Source organism: Rhizobium sp. BK491, assembly GCF_014194925.1.
In the GTDB taxonomy this organism is placed as follows: domain Bacteria; phylum Pseudomonadota; class Alphaproteobacteria; order Rhizobiales; family Rhizobiaceae; genus Rhizobium.
This window is the reverse complement of record NZ_JACIAR010000004.1, coordinates 165,703-182,984: the sequence shown is the minus strand read 5'-3', so window position 1 is coordinate 182,984 and position 17,282 is coordinate 165,703. Positions and strand designations below refer to the sequence as shown.

Here is a 17,282-nt window from a genome sequence, read left to right as displayed (position 1 = left end):
CGAAGGCCAGGTCCGGAAATTCGACAAGCGACGGTCGGATTGATCGGCATTGCTCAGAATGACATATTCAAGGTTCTTACCATCGTGTCGATCGCGGGCATTCCGCCAACCCTTATTGCCGGCATCTATGGCATGAACTTCAAGAACATACCCGAATATGATTGGGCTTGGGGATATCAATATGGTTGGGCGGTCATCATATTGAGCACCGTCATCACACTGGTTTGGTTCAAGGTGAAGGGCTGGTTTTGACGCAGCATGTCTCGAGCAAGGTGGTCTTTCTGCATGAGGGCGTGATAGAAGAAGGCAAGCTGGCCGAGATGTTCACATTACCTAGATCGCTTCGGTTCCGCCAATTTCTCGCTCAAGAACGCGGCTGACTAAGTGCCGTAAAAAGTCGCGACGGTATATCCGAAATACCTTTCAATAGAATATCGACGGCTTGTTCGGCATCGGTGGTCCAAGGCGGATACGCCTTAATGGGTCATTGCCAATAGAGCGATGACGGAGGATGTCCATCACTCTCGGACTGTTGTGAACTGCCTTACCAGCCATAGCTGAAGGTGGCGCCAATACCGTTATCCCCATCCTGTACCACGTTGGTTTCCGTATTTCGCCCGTATTGGAAAATGCCATAGGCATTGTTATTGCCATTCTGCTGCAAGGTCGCGGAATGGCCATTGCCCCGTTGCTGGATGAAACCGATGTTACCGCGGCCAGCCTGAGCGATGCCGGCCGCATTCCCCCGTCCCAGCTGCCGGATGTCGGCACCCTTCAGATCGCGGTAGAGCGAATAGACCCGCAATCCGGTGGAGAAAATATTGGCATCCTCGGCATTATCCGGCGCGAGGTTGAACGAGATCCGGCCGCCGGCATAGGCTGGCGCGTCCAATGCCCCCTGCCCCAGGGTCCCGGCAAGAAGGGTGACGGTAAGGATCTTAAACACGCTGCGGGTCATCCTGATCTCCATGTGTCGGCTGCCTTGGCCGATGATCAACTCTCGCATTTCGCGGCTGAACCAATTCGGAATTACCCGTTCAGTTCTCGTTCAGTCATTTCAGGCTGATGAAAGACAAAAGGGCGCCGGAAGTCGGCGCCCTTTTAGGGAATTTGCGGGGTCTTGTAGGCCGATCAGTCGTCGCCGCTTCGCTTTATGCAGCTGAAACTCTTGTTTCCGATCACGACATCCAGCGTCGCCTTGTATTCCGTTCCTTTGGAGTCGAGCGAAACGGAGCTGAGGATTGCTGCCTGTCCCGCCTTGGCGTCGAAATCGCCACTTTGGTTGATTGCGGAACTTCCACCGTTTCCGGCTTTTTCGACATGGAAAGTGTAGGTCCCGCCGACATGCTTGTCGGCGTGGACGAGCGCATCCAGTCTCACCATACCTGCTCCAGGCGTTGCCTTGATTTCGCAAAGCCGTGCCCCATCGGATTGATTGGCCGCAGTCATGGCCGCTACCGCGCCGACGGGAAGCAGGACCAGCGCTAGAATCGCCATCAGGTGGCGCGGATATTTGACGTTATTTGCCATGGATCATCCTCCTAACGGCCTGCAGTTGGTATCCTGGTGTCTTTGTCGTTGCGCAGTCGTGTCCGTGCCTTAAGGGCATGCCTGGACGAAGGCCGCGACATTGCCGTTACCGCCCTGGCTGACATTGGCGCTGCAACCATGACCGACCTGTACGCCGGCCGCGATATTGCCATTCCCGTCCTGGGTAAGGATGGTTGTATGGTTGGAGCCGAACTGACCGATGCCGGCTACGTTACGGTCGCCGTTCTGATAGGTGGCGCCATAGTTGTCATGGCCCTCCTGGCCGACCGCCGAAAGATTGTGACGACCATATTGATGGCCGATGATCCGGTTATAACCGCCGTTCTGATAGGTTCTGATCCGATTTCCGTATCCTTCCTGAGCACCGCCTGCGGAGTTCGACCAGCCATATTGTTCGATACGCACATCATTGGCCATGGCGGGGGCTGCGGCGGTGATGCCGACGAGTGCGACGAGTGCGGTTGCAATGATAGACGTGCGGATCATGACTAAGTCTCCTCAGGCGGATAAGACCGCGGTTGAACGTCTCCCTTCTATAATTTGTCCTTGGAACGGAAGCTGAAGGCACTATTCAGACAGCGTTCATTCGCAGAGATCCGCACCCGCGCCGTCGAGGAGCGAGCGCCCCATGCTATGGCGACGCCGCTCCAACGCTCGCATTCGGGCACGTAAAACCTCTTCAATAAGCCGGAGGCAGATCAGGCACCGTTGCGATGCCTGATCTGGTCGTTCTCTTTGCGATCGTGCCTTAGATCTGGGCGTGACCGCCGTCGACGAAGAGTTCGATGCCGTTTATGAAGGAAGCGTCGTCGGAGGCCAGGAATAGGACGGCCTTGGCGATCTCTTCCGGTTGCCCGACGCGGCCGGCAGGGATGAGGCTCGCGAGGTAATTCTTCGTGTTCTCCGCGCTCTCACCATTGCCGAAGAGTTCGTTGAGGCCGGCTGTCTCCGTCACGCCAGGACTAATTGCATTGACGCGAATATGGCGATCCTTGAGATCGAGGATCCAGTTGCGGGCGAAGTTGCGCACGGCGGCCTTGGTTGCAGAGTAGACGCTGAAGGCAGGTGTGCCGGAAATGCTCGTCGTCGACGAGGTGAGGACAATCGAACCGCCGTCGCGCAGGAGCGGCAACGCCTTCTGCACGGTGAAGAGTGTGCCCTTCACGTTGGTGTCGAATGTCTTCTGATAGTGTTCTTCGGTAATCGCGCCGAGAGGCACCATCTCGCCGCCGCCGGCATTCGCAAAAACCACATCGATGTGCGAATGCTCCTGCTGAACAGCATCATACAGGCGGTCGATATCGACAAGCTTGCTCATATCGGCTTGCACACCTTTGACACGGCCGCCGATCTGCCGAATGGCAGCATCGAGCGCTTCCCTGCGCCGGCCCGTGATGAAGACCGCAGCTCCTTCCTGGGAGAAAGCTTTTGCGGTGGCAAGGCCAATGCCGCTCGTGCCGCCGGTTACAATCACGACCTTGTTTTCGAATTTCCTGCTCACTGTCATGCTCCTTTGTTGCGGCTGGTTGCCGTTGAGAAGAACATGCCAGCAGAACGATGCTGCAAATAGCAGGCAAATTTGATACTCATCGTTCCAAATGGAGAACGATGATGCGATCTGACCTCAACGATCTATTCTACTTCGCCGAGGTCGTCGCCCACGGCGGGTTCGCCGCCGCGGGACGAGCTCTGCGCGAGCCGAAGTCGAAGCTGAGCCGGAGAGTTGCGGGGCTGGAAGAACGGCTCGGAGTGCGACTGATCGAAAGATCGAGCCGCCGCTTTCGGGTGACCGATATCGGCCAATCCTTCTATGAGCGCTGCAAGGCGATGCTGGCGGAAGCCGAGCGCGCCGAAGCCCTGGTGGCCGAAGCTCAATCGGAGCCACATGGCCTGATCCGTATGAGCTGTCCGACAGGATTGGTCGAACCGATCTCAGCGCTTGTGATGCAATTCCTGACACGGCATCCGAAGGTGCGCCTGCAACTCGTCGCGATCGATCGCCCGGTCAACCTCATCGAGGAGCGGATCGATGTCGCGCTCCGGGTCCGAACATCGCTCGATGGCGATGCGTCGCTGACCATGCGGTCGCTCGGAAATTCGGTCCGGATTCTCGTCGCAAACCCACAGGTCGCCGCCCGCATCCACAGCCTCAATGACCTGTCGACCCAACCGACGCTTTCGACGACGGATGACCAGAGTGAGGTCAATTGGTTTCTCGAGTCGGAGGAGGGCAAGACGCATATATTCCGCCATGAGCCGAGAATGGGCTGCGCCGACTTTACTGCCGTGAGGGCAGCCGCGCTTGCAGGGCTGGGCGTCGCATTGTTGCCCGATCACACTTGCCGGCAAGCGCTCGATCAGGGCGAACTCGTGCGCGTATTGCCAACCTGGCGCGGGGTGAAGGGATTGGTCCATATTGTGTTCACGACGCGCCGCGGTCTTCCGCCAGCGGTCCGCAGTTTCATCGATAGCCTCGCCGCCGGTTTCCCCAAGGATGCACTGGTGCGCTAAGGCAATTCTCCGCCTTGTGCCAAGTCGAACGCACCCTTAAATTTGCACACTGTTTGTGCAAATTTTTCTATTGCTTAATTTTACACCAGAATCGTGACGCCCTCTTGGCAACAAAATCAATAGGTTACGATCTGGCACACCGCTTGCTTCGTATTTTGCTGAGTTGGTGGCTAGGGTTCCGGCGCTCCGTTGAGAGCGTGGCTGGTCCGAGAGCCACCACCGGCTGGGGGAGAAATCCCACCGGATGCACGGCGGGATAAAAGCCCGGGAGACCTCGTAAGCCAAGGGATTGGCGGCGCGATGGTCTTTGCCGATCCCTTTTTGACAAAAGCAAAAGGGGAATTTCAATGCAGACTTTTTCGAAAATCCTTTCCGTTACAGCCCTGTCCGTTTCGCTGGCCCTCGGGCTCGGTTCCGCCGCCAGTGCTGCGCCGAAGACCAGCTTCAAGGTCGCCTGGTCGATCTATGTCGGCTGGATGCCCTGGGGCTATGCAAGCGACCACGGCATCGTCAAGAAATGGGCCGACAAATATGGAATCAATATCGAGGTCACCCAGTTTAACGACTACGTCGAGTCGATGAACCAGTATACGGCCGGCGCCTTCGACGCGGTGACGCTGACCAACATGGACGGCCTGTCGATTCCCGCTGCCGGCGGCGTCGACACGACGGCCGTCATCGTCGGCGACTTCTCGAACGGCAATGACGCCGTCATCCTCAAGGACAAGACGAGCCTTGCCGACATCAAGGGCCAGAACGTCAACCTCGTCGAATATTCCGTTTCGCACTATCTGCTTGCCCGCGCCCTCGACAGCGTCAAGCTCAACGAACGCGACGTGAAGGTGGTCAACACCTCGGATGCCGATATGGTCGCGGCCTACAAGACGCCTGACGTCTCGGCTGTTGTCACCTGGAACCCGCTGGTTTCGACCATTCTCGAGGACCCGACGGCCAAGAAAGTCTTCGACAGTTCGCAGGTGCCAGGCGAAATCATCGACCTGATGGTCGCCAACAGCAATGTGCTCAAGGACAACCCGAATTTCGGCAAGGCACTCGCCGGTATCTGGTATGAAACGGCCGCGCTTATGAAGGCCGACACGCCGGAGGGCAAGGCCGCCCGCGAGGCCATGGGTAAGGCATCGGGCACCGACCTCAAGGGCTTCGAGGCGCAGCTCGCCGCAACCCGGCTTTTCGACAAGCCCGCCGACGCGCTTTCCTTCACCACCTCGCCGAACCTGCCGAAGACCATGGATCTGGTGCGCAACTTCCTCTTCCAGAAGGGGCTTCTGGGCAATGGCGCGCCTTCCGCCGATGTCATCGGCATCGAAATGCCCGACGGCAAGGTCCTCGGCGACGGCAACAACGTCAAGCTTCGCTTCACCGAAGCCTACATGAAGTCGGCCACCGACGGGTCGCTCTAAGCCTCCTTGAACGGCGGCGCGCCAGCGCCGCCAGCCTTTCCGCGGAGCCTTTCATGCGCTGGATCAATACCAAGCCAAGTCCCGGTGCGCAGCTTGCCTTGACGCTTTTGCCGTTTGCGCTGCTCATCATTGCCTATGCGATCGGCTCTGCCTCAAGGCTTGCCGAAAACGCCAATGACAAGCTGCTTCCGAATTTCGCCGGCTTTGCCGACGCCATCAACCGCATGGCCTTCATCGCCGATCCGCGCACGGGAGATTACCTTCTGTGGTCCGATACCGGGGCAAGCCTCGTCCGGCTGCTCTCCGGCCTTGGCATTTCCACGGCGATCGCGCTTTGCCTGGGCATGCTGATCGGCATGCTGCCCTATTTGAGAGCGCTTCTTTCGCCTTTCGTCGCCGTCATTTCCATGGTCCCGCCGCTGGCATTGCTACCCATCCTCTTCATCGTCATGGGCCTTGGGGAAACCTCCAAAATCGCCCTGATCGTCATCGGCGTCGCACCGACGATGGTCCGGGATCTGGCCCTGAAGGCGCTGGAACTGCCGCGCGAACAGATCGTCAAGGCCGAGACGCTTGGCGGCTCATCCTGGCAGATCGCCCTTCGTGTCGTGCTGCCGCAGATCCTGCCGCGGCTGATAACCTGCCTCAGGCTGCAGCTCGGCCCGGCCTGGCTGTTCCTGATCGCCGCCGAAGCGATCTCGTCCGATTCCGGCCTCGGCTACCGCATCTTCCTCGTTCGCCGCTACCTCTCGATGGACGTGATCTTTCCCTATGTTGTCTGGATCACACTGCTCGCCGTGCTCATGAACTACCTGCTCGATCGCATCCGCATCGCCGTCTTCCCCTGGTCCGAACTGGAGAAGCAGGCATGAGCGAACTCAAAATCGAAAAGGTCTGGAAGGAATATGGCGACCAGATCGTGCTTGAGGATGTCTCGCTGACGGTCGACTCGCGTGCCTTCGTCGCGCTCGTCGGGCCCTCCGGCTGCGGCAAGTCCACCTTCCTGCGCATGCTTTTGGGGCAGGAGCAGCCGACACGCGGGACGATCCTGCTCGATGGCGCGGCGCTGCCTGCGGAACCCGGCGCCGATCGCGGCGTGGTCTTCCAGCGCTATTCGGTCTTTCCGCATCTGACAGCACTCGGCAACGTGCTGCTCGGCAAGGAGCTCGCCGCCTCGCGCTACAAGGCTAGGTTGTTCGGCTCGGCGCGCCGGAACGCCATAGAGGAGGCACGCCAGCTTCTTGCAGAAGTCGGTCTTGCCGGCGCCGAGATCAAATATCCGGCCCAGCTTTCCGGCGGCATGCAGCAGCGCCTGGCTCTTGCCCAGGCGCTCATCATGCGGCCGAAAGTGCTGCTGCTCGACGAACCCTTCGGTGCGCTCGATCCGGGCATCCGCGCCGAAATCCATACGCTGATGAAACGCCTCTGGCACGAGACGCAGATGACCGTGGTCATGGTGACCCATGACATGCGCGAGGCCTTCACGCTTGCGACCCGCGTCGTCGCCTTCGAGCGCCGCCGCGACCGGCCGGAGGAGAAGGAGCGCTACGGCGCGACCATTACCAAGGACATTTCCATCTGGCCGCCGCGCATTGCCGGCACAGCCTCGATCTTTGGCCCCGACCGGGACGGCCCGGTCTCTTCCCTGGGGCACCACCGGGACGACCTGGCACCATCGGGAGACATTTAGCCATGCAGCACGTCAGACGTTCGCCGGAAGAAATCGCCGCCAATCGCGCGCGGTATGAAGACCATCAAAGGAAGGGGCTGGAATTCGCGCCCAAAGCATTGCCGGCGCCAAGCCCACTTCCCGCTCGGCCGATCGACCCCGCCCTTATCCTCCACCGGGAGACTGTCCCCGGCGGCTGGTACTGGTCGACACGCATCAGGGCGGGCGAGACGTTGCGCATCGCGCAGGAACAGGGCTTTTCCGCCGCATCCCTGATTGCCTGGAACGCGGCTGAGCCGAGCGAACGGCTGAACCTCGTCGATACGGTTAAGGTGCAATGGACGACGGCTCTGTCGAGGGGCCGCGTGATCTTTTCCGACATGGGGCGTATCATGTTCTCGGTGACGGAAGATTCGTCCGGCGCCCATGATTGCCTGATGGGAGGCTCCACCGCCGCCTCCAACGAGGCAAAATATGGCCAAGGCTTGCGCAACAGCCGCGACAACTTCATCCTGCTCGCAACGAAAGCAGGCTTGGATCGGCGCGATATTCCCGCCGCCTTCACGCTTTTCGCGCCCGTCCGGGTCGATGCGGACGGCAAGTTCGTGTGGAAGCCGGAACTACTGCACGATGGCGACTATATCCATCTTCGCGCCGAAATGGACATGATTGTCGGCTTTTCCAACTGCCCTCACCCGCTCGATCCAAACCCGCATTACGCACCGAAACCGGTGACCGTGACCCGCATTGCCGCTCAGCCTATCGCTGAAGACGATCTGTGTCGCACGGCCACCGCCGAAGCCGTGCGTGGCTTTGAAAACAACGCCTTCGCCAATCTTTGAGCCGGGAGAGACGATCATGAGCGATTTCATTCAGACCGCGCCGTCCCGCACGCTCGACAACGCGGTGCAGGATCATTTCATCGCTGCCGAGGCGCCATTTTCGATGATCGTGCGCAAGGGCCAGACGCTGCGCATCGAGGATAGCTACGGCCAGCAGGCAATCGACACGCTGTTCTACAATGCCGGGGATTATTCCGAGCGCTATTCCAACCAGGACACGATGCGCGAACAGGGTGCCGCCTATATCACCACAGGCACCCGGATCATCTCCAACGAGGGGCGCGTCATGCTGACGATGACCGCCGACAGCTGCGGCCGTCATGACACATCGGCGGGCGCCTGCTCCTGCGAGAGCAACACGGTGCGTTTCGGCCATGGCACGAAATATCTTCACGCCTGCCGGGACAATTTCGTGCTGGAAGTCTCAAAGCACGGCATGGGCAAGCGCGACGTTGTGCCCAACATCAATTTCTTCATGAACGTGCCGATCGAACCATCAGGTGAGATGACGATCGTCGACGGCATCTCCGCTCCTGGCGACTATGTCGAGCTCAAGGCCGAAATGGACGTGCTCCTCGTCATCTCTAATTGCCCGCAGATCAACAATCCCTGCAACGGCTTCGACCCGACGCCGATCCGTGTCCTCGTATGGGACGGTGAGGCCTGAGATGTTCAAGAAAATATTGATCGCCAATCGCGGCGAGATCGCCGTCCGGATCATCGGGACGCTGCGGCGCATGGGCATTGCCTCCGTCGCCGTCTATTCCGATGCAGACCGTTTCTCAAAGGCATCCCTGATGGCCGACGAAGCCGTCAGGCTCGGCCCGGCGCCGGCTTTGGAAAGCTATCTCAATAGCGACGCCGTCATTGCCGCCTGCAAGGCAACCGGCGCCGAGGCGGTGCATCCCGGCTATGGCTTCTTGTCGGAAAACATCGGCTTTGCCGAACGGCTGGCAAAGGAAGGCATCGTCTTCATCGGGCCGACGCCGGACAATATCGCCGCCTTCGGGCTCAAGCACACGGCGCGCGAATTGGCGCGCACAAGCGGGGTGCCGCTGCTTCCGGGTAGCGACCTCGTCGAAACCCGCGAAGCGGCGCTCGTTGCCGCGGCGGAGATTGGCTATCCGGTTATGCTGAAGTCTACGGCCGGCGGCGGCGGCATCGGCATGCAACTCTGCGAGGACGCTGCCAGCCTGAAGGCCGCCTTCGACAGCGTGCAACGCACGGCAAAAGCAAGCTTTGGCGATGCCCGTGTCTATCTGGAGCGCTTCGTTTCCAAGGCTCGGCATGTCGAGGTACAGATCTTCGGCGACGGCAAAGGCGGTGTGATCGCGCTTGGCGAACGCGATTGCTCGTTGCAACGCCGGAACCAGAAGGTGATCGAAGAGACGCCCGCGCCCGATCTTTCGCCTTCGGTGCGCAAACGTCTCCATGCAGCGGCGGTGGCACTCGGCACCTCCGCCCACTATCAGTCCGCCGGCACGGTCGAATTCATTTATGACCCCGCATGCGAGGAATTCTACTTCCTCGAGGTCAATACGAGGCTTCAGGTCGAACATCCGGTCACCGAGGCCGTCTATGGCATCGATCTCGTCGAGTGGATGATCCGCCAGGCGGCCGGCGAAGAGGTGATCACAGGCAACGATCGACTTGTTCCGAAGGGTGCGGCGATCGAGGCGCGCATCTATGCCGAGATGCCGCATGCGGGCTTCAGGCCAAGCGCCGGCCTTTTGACCGAAGTCACTTTTCCGGAAGGCACGCGCGTCGACGGCTGGATCGAGACGGGTACGGAGGTCACTCCCTATTACGATCCCATGCTTGCCAAGGTGATCGTTGCGGCCGAAGACCGGCCGGCCGCGATCGAGAAACTCAAAACCGCACTTTCGCAAAGCTCCATCTCCGGCATCGAGACCAACCTCGACTATCTGAAGGCAATTGCCGGATCGGAACTGCTCGCCAGCGGCAAGGTGGCAACGACGGCGCTGAAGGATTTTCCCTTCGTGCCTGACGTGATCGAGGTGGTGGCGCCCGGCGCGCAATCGAGCATCCAGGAGCTTCCCGGCAGGCTGGGGCTCTGGCATGTCGGCGTGCCACCGAGCGGGCCGATGGACGAGCGCTCGTTTCGCCAGGCAAACAGGCTGGTCGGCAATGCCGATGAGACCGCGGCTCTGGAGCTGACCGTCTCCGGCCCGGTGCTCAAGATCTTCTCCGACGTCATGATCGCGCTTGCGGGCGCCCATATGCCGATGAGCCTTGATGGCGTTCCATTACCGCATGGTGAGGCCGTCATCGCAAAAACAGGGCAGACGCTTGCCATCGGCGCCATAGAAGGCCCAGGCCAGCGCTCCTATCTCGCCGTTGCGGGCGGTTTCGCCGCGCCGCTCATGCTCGGCTCCAGGGCAACCTTCGGCCTCGGCCGCTTCGGAGGCCACGCGACCGGTACACTCCAGACCGGCCATGTGCTGCGACTGGCACGGACACGGCAGCCTCAGGCCAAGCCTGCGGACATGCCGGCAGCCCTCACGCGCACCTGGGAGGTCGGCGTTGTCTATGGGCCGCACGGCGCGCCGGACTTCTTTCTGGACGAAGACATCGAGACGCTGTTTTCGACCGAATATGAAGTGCATTTCAACAGTGCCCGCACCGGCGTCCGTCTGATCGGCCCTGCTCCCAAATGGGCGCGTAGCGACGGCGGTGAGGCTGGTCTTCACCCCTCCAACCTTCACGACAATGCCTATGCGATCGGCGCGATCGACTTCACCGGCGACATGCCAATCATTCTTGGTCCCGATGGACCGAGCCTTGGCGGCTTCGTCTGCCCGGCCGTCATTGCGCGCGACGAGCAATGGAAGATGGGCCAGTTCAAGCCGGGCGACAAAATCCGTTTTCACCCGGTGGCGCGCAGCCAGGACGCTATCGCCGGTCCGACAGTTCGCCGTGCACCCGAGGAGACCGGATCGGCGATCGTCGGCCAAAGCCAGGATGGGCCAGTGCCTGTCGTCTATCGCCGGCAGGGTGATGACAACCTGCTTATCGAATACGGGCCAATGACACTTGATATCGCCCTGCGTTTGCGCGTGCATCTGCTGATGCAGGCAGTCGTCGGGGCACGCCTGCCTGGGATCATCGACCTGACGCCCGGCATCCGTTCGCTGCAGATCCATTATGACGGTACGACGCTGACGCGGAAACGCCTCGTTGGCCTTTTGACCGAGATCGAAGCAAAACTGCTGCCGGCGCAAGAGGTCAAAGTCCCAAGTCGGATCGTGCATCTGCCGCTCTCCTGGAACGATCCGCAGGCCGAGCTTGCTATGCGTAAGTATCAGGAGCTCGTGCGCCCGAATGCGCCATGGTGCCCTTCCAACATCGAGTTCATCCGCCGCATCAACGGCCTGCCCGACGAGCAGGCGGTGCGCGATATCGTCTTCGATGCTAGCTACCTCGTGCTCGGTCTTGGCGATGTCTATCTCGGTGCACCGGTCGCCACACCGATCGATCCACGCCATCGGCTGGTGACGACGAAATACAATCCGGCGCGCACATGGACACCGGAAAACGCCGTCGGCATCGGCGGTGCCTATATGTGCATCTATGGCATGGAGGGACCGGGCGGCTATCAGCTCTTCGGCCGCACGATCCAGGTCTGGAACAGCTGGCGGCAGACGCCGGTTTTTGCCAAGGACAAGCCATGGCTTCTCAACTTCTTCGACCAGATCCGCTTCTTCCCCGTCACGCATGACGAACTGAACGAAGCGCGTGCGGCCTTCCCGCACGGTGGCTATCCAATCAGGATCGAGGAGACGGAATTCTCCTACGCTGCCTATGAGGCGGACCTCGCACGCGAGGCTGCGGCGATCGGTGCTTTCAAGTCCAGGCAGCAGGCAGCCTTCGAGGCGGAACGGCAACGCTGGAAGGAGCTGGGGCTCGACAGCTTCTCGGTCGACGAAGGAGCGAGCCCTGCCCTTGCCGGAGATATACCGGAAGGTTGCTTCGGCATCGAAAGCGCGGTGCCCGGCAATGTTTGGAAGATACTTGTCGAGGAAGGCCAGCCGGTCGCAGCCGGCGATACTTTGGCCATCATCGAGTCGATGAAAATGGAAATCAACGTCACCGCCCACGCTGCGGGACGCGTCCGCGATCTGCGCGCAGCACCTGGGCGCAACGTCAAGGCCGGCGACGTGCTTGTCATTCTGGAGGAAATCTGATGCTGCCTACTATTCTCGACCTAACCTCGTTGAAAGAGGCTTATGGAGCAGGTCTATCGCCGCTCGACCTCGTGGAGGAGATTATCGCCCGATGCGGGGCGTCAGATGATCCGGCAATCTTCATCACGCCGACATCTCCTGAGGCCTTGCGAGTTGCGGCGACGGAATTGCTGACGACGGCACCCGAGCCAAACAGCCTGCCGCTTTGGGGCATACCTTTTGCAGTCAAGGACAATATCGATGTCGCAGGCCTGCCGACAACGGCCGCCTGCCCGGCCTTTGCCTATCATCCCCAAGCGGATGCGACAGTGGTTGCGCGTCTGCGGGCTGCCGGCGCCATCGTCATCGGCAAGACCAATCTCGACCAGTTCGCAACCGGCCTCAACGGCACGCGCTCGCCTTACGGTGCGCCCCGCTCGGTTTTCGATCGCGCCTATGTTTCCGGCGGCTCCAGTTCCGGCTCCGCTGTAGCGGTCGCTGCTGGTCTTGCGAGCTTCTCGCTGGGAACTGATACTGCAGGCTCTGGCCGAGTGCCGGCTGCCTTCAATAATCTCGTCGGCATCAAGCCCACGCCAGGGCTTGTTCCCAATGTTGGCGTCGTACCGGCTTGCCGCAGCGTCGATGTCGTCACGGTGTTCGCCGCGACCGTTGGTGACGGGGTCGCCATTCGCCGGATCATGGAAGGCTACGACGTCCGTGATCCGTTCTCGCGGGAAGCGGCTCCAGCGAGCCTACCTTCGGTGCGCCCGCGCGTCGGCGTGCTGGATGGAGCCGAGCGCGAATTTTATGGCAACAGGCATGTCGAGGCCCTCTACGATGCCGCCATCGACAGGGCGAGATCGCTCGGGGCAGAGATCGTCCCGTTCGACTATGCGCCTTTCCGCCGGGCTGCCGAACTGCTCTACAACGGCCCCTGGGTTGCCGAGCGCCTGGCGGCGGTAAAGGACTTCCTCGCAAGCAATGCCGGCGATTTCGATCCGACGGTCAAAACCATCATCGAGGGCGCGAAAGGCTACGACGCGGTCGCGGCCTTCGAAGGCAAGTACAGGCTGGAGGCATTGCGGCAAAAGACGAAGGCGGAGTGGGAGAAGGTCGATTTCCTGATGCTGCCGACATCGCCCACGACCTATACGGTCGAGGAAATGCAGGCCGATCCGATCGTCAGAAACAGCCATTTCGGCCGTTATACCAATTTCGCCAACCTGCTTGATTGCGCGGCGATCGCCATACCCGCAGGCTTCGATGCCGACGGCCATCTGCCAGCCGGTGTAATGCTCGTCGGGCCGGCCTTTACCGACGATGCTTTGGCGCCTTTCGCCGATGCCATGCACCGAGCGGTAAATAGCGGAATGGGTAGAGATCGCATGGCGGCACTGCCGGACAGAAGCCGCGTGACACCCAAAACCGCTGACGTCGTTCCGATCGTCGTTGTCGGCGCGCATCTGACCGGTATGCCGCTCAACCACGAGCTCACCGGAAAAGGCGGATACAGAATGAAGACGGATCGAACGGACGGCAGTTACCGACTCTTCGCCCTGCCGGGGACGATACCACCCAAGCCGGGTTTGGTGCGCGATCCGAACTTTGCCGGCAACGGTATCGAAATCGAGGTATGGGCGTTACCGCCGACCGCATTTGCCCACTTCGTCCAGAATATTCCCGCCCCGCTGGGGATCGGCAAGATCCAGCTTGAGGACGGCAGCCATGTTTCCGGATTCCTCTGTGAAGCCCATGCCACGGCCGGTGCCAAGGATATCACCGGGTTTGGCGGCTGGCGAAATTTCATTCGCGCCGCGAATGCCACGGCTTAAAGGAGATACGAGATGAGAAAGATTCTCCTGCAGGCATTGCAAATCGTCCTTCATGGCCTGATCGCAAGAACCCAGGCAATTGGCAGCCATGAGCTGCCTCGCTCGCAGCAAAGCAGCCTCGGAGACCAATAAAATATTTTGTACGGGGCGGGTTCACCGATGCCGAACGGAAAAACGCCGACGAGTGAGTACCGTCATACGAGATGATTGCACTCACTCCGGTCACCCACATCAGCATCAGAGCAACATCGATGCACCACGGTCGAGATAGGTATCGAGGAATTGCTCAAGACGAGGATTTCTCGGCTTCTTGAACACTTCTTGAGGCGGCCCGCTGAATAGCACCTTGCCGTGATCGAGAAAGATGATCTGCTGGCCGACGGTCGCAGCGAAACCGATTTCGTGCGAAACGACAACCATCGTCATGCCTTCGGCTGCCAGGTCGCGCATGACGTTCAAGACCTCGCCGGTCAGTTCCGGATCGAGCGATGATGTCGGTTCATCGAACAGCATGATCTTCGGCTTCAAAGCGAGGGCGCGGGCGATCGCCACGCGTTGCTGTTGTCCGCCGGAAAGCTGTGACGGATAATGCCCTGCTCTCGCCTCAAGCCCAACCTTGACGAGTTGCACCATGGCCGCATCCTCGGCTTGCTTTCGGCTCATCTTGTGAACCGTCTTCAATGCCTCGCTGACATTGCCGAGCGCCGTCATATGCGGCCAAAGATTGAACTGCTGGAACACCATGCCAATCTGGGCGCGGATCGAGCGATTGGTGGCTGCCGAGATCCGTTCACGGCGCCCTTGAGAATCCTCGGCAAAGCCAAGGACCTCGCCGTTGATAGAGATCGTCCCGCGCGTTGCCTCTTCAAGAAAAGCCATGCATCGCAAGAGCGTGCTCTTGCCGGAACCGGATGGACCGATGAGGCAGGAAACCTGCCCCGGCTCGATGGCGAGATCGATGCCATGAAGGACCGTGGTCTCTCCGAACGTCTTGACGAGATTCCTGACTTCTATAGCGGGGACGCTCATGCGTTGAAAAACCTGAATCTGGAAAGTTTCGTTTCGGCAAGGTTGCCAAGCCAGCCGGTGACTTCGACCAGCACCCAGTAGAAGAGCGCCAGGGCCGAAAGCGCCTCGACGAAGGCATATTGCTGCGATCCGATCGCACTGAGCGTCGCCGTCAATTCCGGCACGGTGATGATGGAGAGGACTGCCGTCTCCTTCATCAGAATGACGGTCATGTTCACGCAGGGCGGCAGCACCAGCATCGTCATCTCGGGCAAGAGAATGCGCCTGATGATCTGCCCCCGCGTCAAGCCGACGCATTCGCCAGCCTCGATATGACCTTTCGGCACGGCCCGAAATCCGGAACGGAAGATTTCGCTGAAATAAGCCGCTCCATAGATCGAAATGCCGATCAGTCCGGCAGGCACTGGATCGAGCTCAAGGCCGACGAAAGGGCCGCCATAATAGACGAGGAAGATCTGGATAAGAAACGGCGTGCCGCGCAGCACCGCCACGATGGCACCCAGCACCTTGTCGACCACCACGCCGCCATATTGCCGGCCAACCGCCATCAGGAAACCGATAACGGCCGCGGCAATGGTGCCTATAATCCATATCATGATCGTTACGCCAGCGCCGCTGAGGATGGCGGGCCACTGCCCGATCAGGACGTTGATGTCGAAGGTCATCGCGCTACCCCCGGCAATCTGCTTTCGATCAGGCCGCCGGCAAGCGCGACTACCCAGTTGATCACGAGGTAGATAAGGCCGGCCGAGGCGAAGATCTGCAGCGGCAGAAAGGTGCTGCCGGCAAGATCCTGGGCCATGCGGGTCAGTTCGACGATGCCGACGACAGAGACCAGCGACGATGCCTTCAGAATGAGGATCGCCTCGTTGACAAGAGCCGGAAAGGTTAGCCGCAGCGCGATCGGAACCTTGATGCGGCGAAAGATCTGGCGCGGCGTCAGGCCAACCATCTCCGCCGACTCCACAAGGCCCAGCGGCACGCTGGCAAAGCCGCCGCGCAGATTCTCTGCCTGGTAGGCAGCTGTGCAGAGCGACAGGCCGATGACGGCGGCGACGATGCTTGGCACGTTGAGGCCGACGGCCGGGAGCAGATTGTAAATCAGCAGCAACTGCACCAGCAGCGGCACGCCGCGAAAAAAGCTGATGAAAAACTGGGCAGGTCGCACGAAAAGGCTACGCCCCGTCAGCAACATTCCCGAAATCAGGATCGCAATTGCAAAACCGATAAAGATCGACACAAAGCTGATCGTCACCGTGTAGATGGATGCCTGTACAAGCAATCCAAAGAGCTCGATGGACATTGTTGAGTGTTCGCCCGCGTGGTGACCAGGAAGCTGGGATCTCGGTCGTCAGCCGTGCCCGACAAGAAAGCGGGCACGGCCGGTTTCCGAGGACTGATCAGAATGCCGGGTCCTTGACAGCGTCAGGCGTGTCGAAGCTTGCGCCGAACCATTTCTTCTGCAGCGTCGCCATGCGGCCGTCGGCCTTGATCTTCAACATGGCGGCATCGATAGCGTCCATCAACGGTGCATGATCGGCGTCCTTCAGGCCGATGAAGCCGAAATAGGACTTCTTGCCGAAGGGCGGCAGCACGACTTCGAACGTGCCTTCACGCTGTTTGGCGACGAACGCAATATTCGGCAACGAGTTGGCAACGCCGGCGATACGGCCGGCTGCGAGGTCGGCGTAGGATTCCGTAAAGGCCGGATATTCGCGGATATCGACCTTAGTCGGCAAGGTTTCGGAAAACTCTTTGAGCTGATCAAGCTGCGCCGTCGCCTTACCAACGCCGATCTTCTTGCCGGCGATGTCTTCCGGCTTGCTGATCGTCTTGTCACCGGCCTTCTTCAGGATCGCAATGGTCGCTTCGGCCAACGGCGGCGTGAAGCGATAGCGCTCCATGCGCTTCTTGGTGATGGTTGCCGGACCGGCAACGACATCGAACTTGCCGGCTTCAAGCGCCGGGAAAACGCCGTCCCACGGAAGCGTGACCCATTCGATCTTCACGCCCAACTCCTTGCCGATCTCGTCGAAGAGGTCAACGTTCAAGCCAACGTGCTTGCCTGCATCGATGAAATCGAACGGGGCGAAGGCCGTCTCGGTGCCGACCTTCAGGGTGCCGGCGGCCTTGATCGCGGCAAGCGTGTCAGCCGCATGGGCCGAAATCGTTGCGCCAAATAAAAGTGCGGCGCCAACCAACCCCTTCAGAAGCGAATTCTTCGTCATGTCTTTCTCTCCAGT

At 60.1% G+C, this 17,282-nt stretch carries 16 protein-coding genes, 1 pseudogene and 1 riboswitch; of the genes and pseudogenes, 9 read left to right on the top strand and 8 right to left on the bottom strand.

Annotated features, from left to right (window positions below):
• Positions 1-27: 27 nt before the first annotated feature.
• Positions 28-252: pseudogene (locus FHX05_RS19215) on the top strand (CorA family divalent cation transporter); the annotation flags it as partial.
• Positions 253-544: 292 nt separating this feature from the next.
• On the opposite strand, the gene FHX05_RS19210 reads toward FHX05_RS19215, so the two are convergent.
• The 4 genes from FHX05_RS19210 to FHX05_RS19195 all read right to left on the bottom strand — a co-directional run bounded on the left by FHX05_RS19210 (position 545) and on the right by FHX05_RS19195 (position 3,052).
• Complete coding sequence (locus tag FHX05_RS19210; RefSeq protein ID WP_183873831.1) at positions 545-958, bottom strand: curlin; 414 nt, start codon at positions 956-958, stop codon at positions 545-547.
• A 173-nt stretch (positions 959-1,131) separates the two neighbouring features.
• Positions 1,132-1,530 (bottom strand): curli-like amyloid fiber formation chaperone CsgH, encoded by a 399-nt coding sequence (csgH, locus tag FHX05_RS19205; RefSeq protein ID WP_112608583.1) that lies wholly within the window; start codon positions 1,528-1,530, stop codon positions 1,132-1,134.
• Between the two features lie 69 nt (positions 1,531-1,599).
• Entirely contained in the window at positions 1,600-2,037 is a 438-nt protein-coding gene (locus FHX05_RS19200) for a curlin (RefSeq protein WP_112398897.1), read from the bottom strand.
• A gap of 262 nt (positions 2,038-2,299) precedes the next feature.
• Complete coding sequence (locus tag FHX05_RS19195) at positions 2,300-3,052, bottom strand: glucose 1-dehydrogenase (protein ID WP_112410304.1); 753 nt, start codon at positions 3,050-3,052, stop codon at positions 2,300-2,302.
• Positions 3,053-3,162: 110 nt separating this feature from the next.
• On the opposite strand from FHX05_RS19195, the gene FHX05_RS19190 reads away from it, so the two are divergent.
• The 8 genes from FHX05_RS19190 (at position 3,163) to atzF (ending at position 14,010) form a co-directional block, all read left to right on the top strand.
• Positions 3,163-4,062, top strand: a complete 900-nt coding sequence (locus FHX05_RS19190; protein ID WP_112608581.1) for a LysR substrate-binding domain-containing protein — start codon at positions 3,163-3,165, stop codon at positions 4,060-4,062.
• A gap of 159 nt (positions 4,063-4,221) precedes the next feature.
• A riboswitch (guanidine-I (ykkC/yxkD leader) is annotated at positions 4,222-4,335 on the top strand.
• 74 nt (positions 4,336-4,409) lie between these two features.
• Positions 4,410-5,483 carry a putative urea ABC transporter substrate-binding protein gene (locus FHX05_RS19185; RefSeq protein ID WP_112608579.1) on the top strand — a complete coding sequence of 358 codons (1,074 nt, stop codon included), beginning with the start codon at positions 4,410-4,412 and terminating at the stop codon, positions 5,481-5,483.
• Positions 5,484-5,536: 53 nt separating this feature from the next.
• Positions 5,537-6,355, top strand: coding sequence for an ABC transporter permease (locus tag FHX05_RS19180; protein ID WP_112608577.1), 819 nt, complete (start codon positions 5,537-5,539; stop codon positions 6,353-6,355).
• Positions 6,352-7,173 carry an ABC transporter ATP-binding protein gene (locus FHX05_RS19175; protein ID WP_183873829.1) on the top strand — a complete coding sequence of 274 codons (822 nt, stop codon included), beginning with the start codon at positions 6,352-6,354 and terminating at the stop codon, positions 7,171-7,173. Before FHX05_RS19180 ends, FHX05_RS19175 begins: the two co-directional genes overlap by 4 nt.
• Before the next feature lie 2 nt (positions 7,174-7,175).
• On the top strand, positions 7,176-7,994 hold the full coding sequence (locus FHX05_RS19170) for an urea amidolyase associated protein UAAP1 (protein ID WP_183873827.1): 819 nt from the start codon (positions 7,176-7,178) through the stop codon (positions 7,992-7,994).
• A gap of 16 nt (positions 7,995-8,010) precedes the next feature.
• Entirely contained in the window at positions 8,011-8,661 is a 651-nt protein-coding gene (locus FHX05_RS19165) for an urea amidolyase associated protein UAAP2 (RefSeq protein WP_183873825.1), read from the top strand.
• Between the two features lies 1 nt (position 8,662).
• Positions 8,663-12,199: an urea carboxylase gene (gene uca, locus FHX05_RS19160; protein ID WP_183873824.1), complete on the top strand. Its 3,537-nt coding sequence runs from the start codon at positions 8,663-8,665 to the stop codon at positions 12,197-12,199.
• Positions 12,199-14,010, top strand: coding sequence for an allophanate hydrolase (atzF, locus tag FHX05_RS19155; RefSeq protein ID WP_183873821.1), 1,812 nt, complete (start codon positions 12,199-12,201; stop codon positions 14,008-14,010). The genes uca and atzF overlap by 1 nt, the downstream gene beginning before the upstream one ends.
• Before the next feature lie 237 nt (positions 14,011-14,247).
• Here the strand turns inward: atzF and FHX05_RS19150 are convergent, their stop codons facing one another.
• From FHX05_RS19150 to FHX05_RS19135, 4 genes are all read right to left on the bottom strand, one after another.
• Positions 14,248-15,039 (bottom strand): amino acid ABC transporter ATP-binding protein, encoded by a 792-nt coding sequence (locus FHX05_RS19150; RefSeq protein WP_112335937.1) that lies wholly within the window; start codon positions 15,037-15,039, stop codon positions 14,248-14,250.
• Entirely contained in the window at positions 15,036-15,704 is a 669-nt protein-coding gene (locus tag FHX05_RS19145; protein WP_183873819.1) for an amino acid ABC transporter permease, read from the bottom strand. The genes FHX05_RS19150 and FHX05_RS19145 overlap by 4 nt, the downstream gene beginning before the upstream one ends.
• The gene (locus FHX05_RS19140) at positions 15,701-16,342 is read right to left on the bottom strand and encodes an amino acid ABC transporter permease (protein WP_112415755.1); all 642 of its coding nucleotides are present in this window, start codon (positions 16,340-16,342) and stop codon (positions 15,701-15,703) included. The genes FHX05_RS19145 and FHX05_RS19140 overlap by 4 nt, the downstream gene beginning before the upstream one ends.
• Positions 16,343-16,439: 97 nt before the next feature.
• Positions 16,440-17,267 carry a transporter substrate-binding domain-containing protein gene (locus FHX05_RS19135; protein ID WP_183873817.1) on the bottom strand — a complete coding sequence of 276 codons (828 nt, stop codon included), beginning with the start codon at positions 17,265-17,267 and terminating at the stop codon, positions 16,440-16,442.
• Positions 17,268-17,282: the final 15 nt, after the last annotated feature.

Bases quoted from the DNA above. Each gene is read 5' to 3' on its own strand.
- csgH (WP_112608583.1), bottom strand. From the start codon at position 1,530: ATGGCAAATAACGTCAAATATCCGCGCCACCTGATGGCGATTCTAGCG.
- FHX05_RS19150 (WP_112335937.1), bottom strand. From the start codon at position 15,039: ATGAGCGTCCCCGCTATAGAAGTCAGGAATCTCGTCAAGACGTTCGGA.
- FHX05_RS19170 (WP_183873827.1), top strand. From the start codon at position 7,176: ATGCAGCACGTCAGACGTTCGCCGGAAGAAATCGCCGCCAATCGCGCG.
- FHX05_RS19185 (WP_112608579.1), top strand. From the start codon at position 4,410: ATGCAGACTTTTTCGAAAATCCTTTCCGTTACAGCCCTGTCCGTTTCG.
- FHX05_RS19180 (WP_112608577.1), top strand. From the start codon at position 5,537: ATGCGCTGGATCAATACCAAGCCAAGTCCCGGTGCGCAGCTTGCCTTG.
- uca (WP_183873824.1), top strand. From the start codon at position 8,663: ATGTTCAAGAAAATATTGATCGCCAATCGCGGCGAGATCGCCGTCCGG.
- FHX05_RS19210 (WP_183873831.1), bottom strand. From the start codon at position 958: ATGACCCGCAGCGTGTTTAAGATCCTTACCGTCACCCTTCTTGCCGGG.
- FHX05_RS19135 (WP_183873817.1), bottom strand. From the start codon at position 17,267: ATGACGAAGAATTCGCTTCTGAAGGGGTTGGTTGGCGCCGCACTTTTA.
- FHX05_RS19165 (WP_183873825.1), top strand. From the start codon at position 8,011: ATGAGCGATTTCATTCAGACCGCGCCGTCCCGCACGCTCGACAACGCG.
- FHX05_RS19200 (WP_112398897.1), bottom strand. From the start codon at position 2,037: ATGATCCGCACGTCTATCATTGCAACCGCACTCGTCGCACTCGTCGGC.
- atzF (WP_183873821.1), top strand. From the start codon at position 12,199: ATGCTGCCTACTATTCTCGACCTAACCTCGTTGAAAGAGGCTTATGGA.
- FHX05_RS19140 (WP_112415755.1), bottom strand. From the start codon at position 16,342: ATGTCCATCGAGCTCTTTGGATTGCTTGTACAGGCATCCATCTACACG.
- FHX05_RS19145 (WP_183873819.1), bottom strand. From the start codon at position 15,704: ATGACCTTCGACATCAACGTCCTGATCGGGCAGTGGCCCGCCATCCTC.
- FHX05_RS19175 (WP_183873829.1), top strand. From the start codon at position 6,352: ATGAGCGAACTCAAAATCGAAAAGGTCTGGAAGGAATATGGCGACCAG.
- FHX05_RS19190 (WP_112608581.1), top strand. From the start codon at position 3,163: ATGCGATCTGACCTCAACGATCTATTCTACTTCGCCGAGGTCGTCGCC.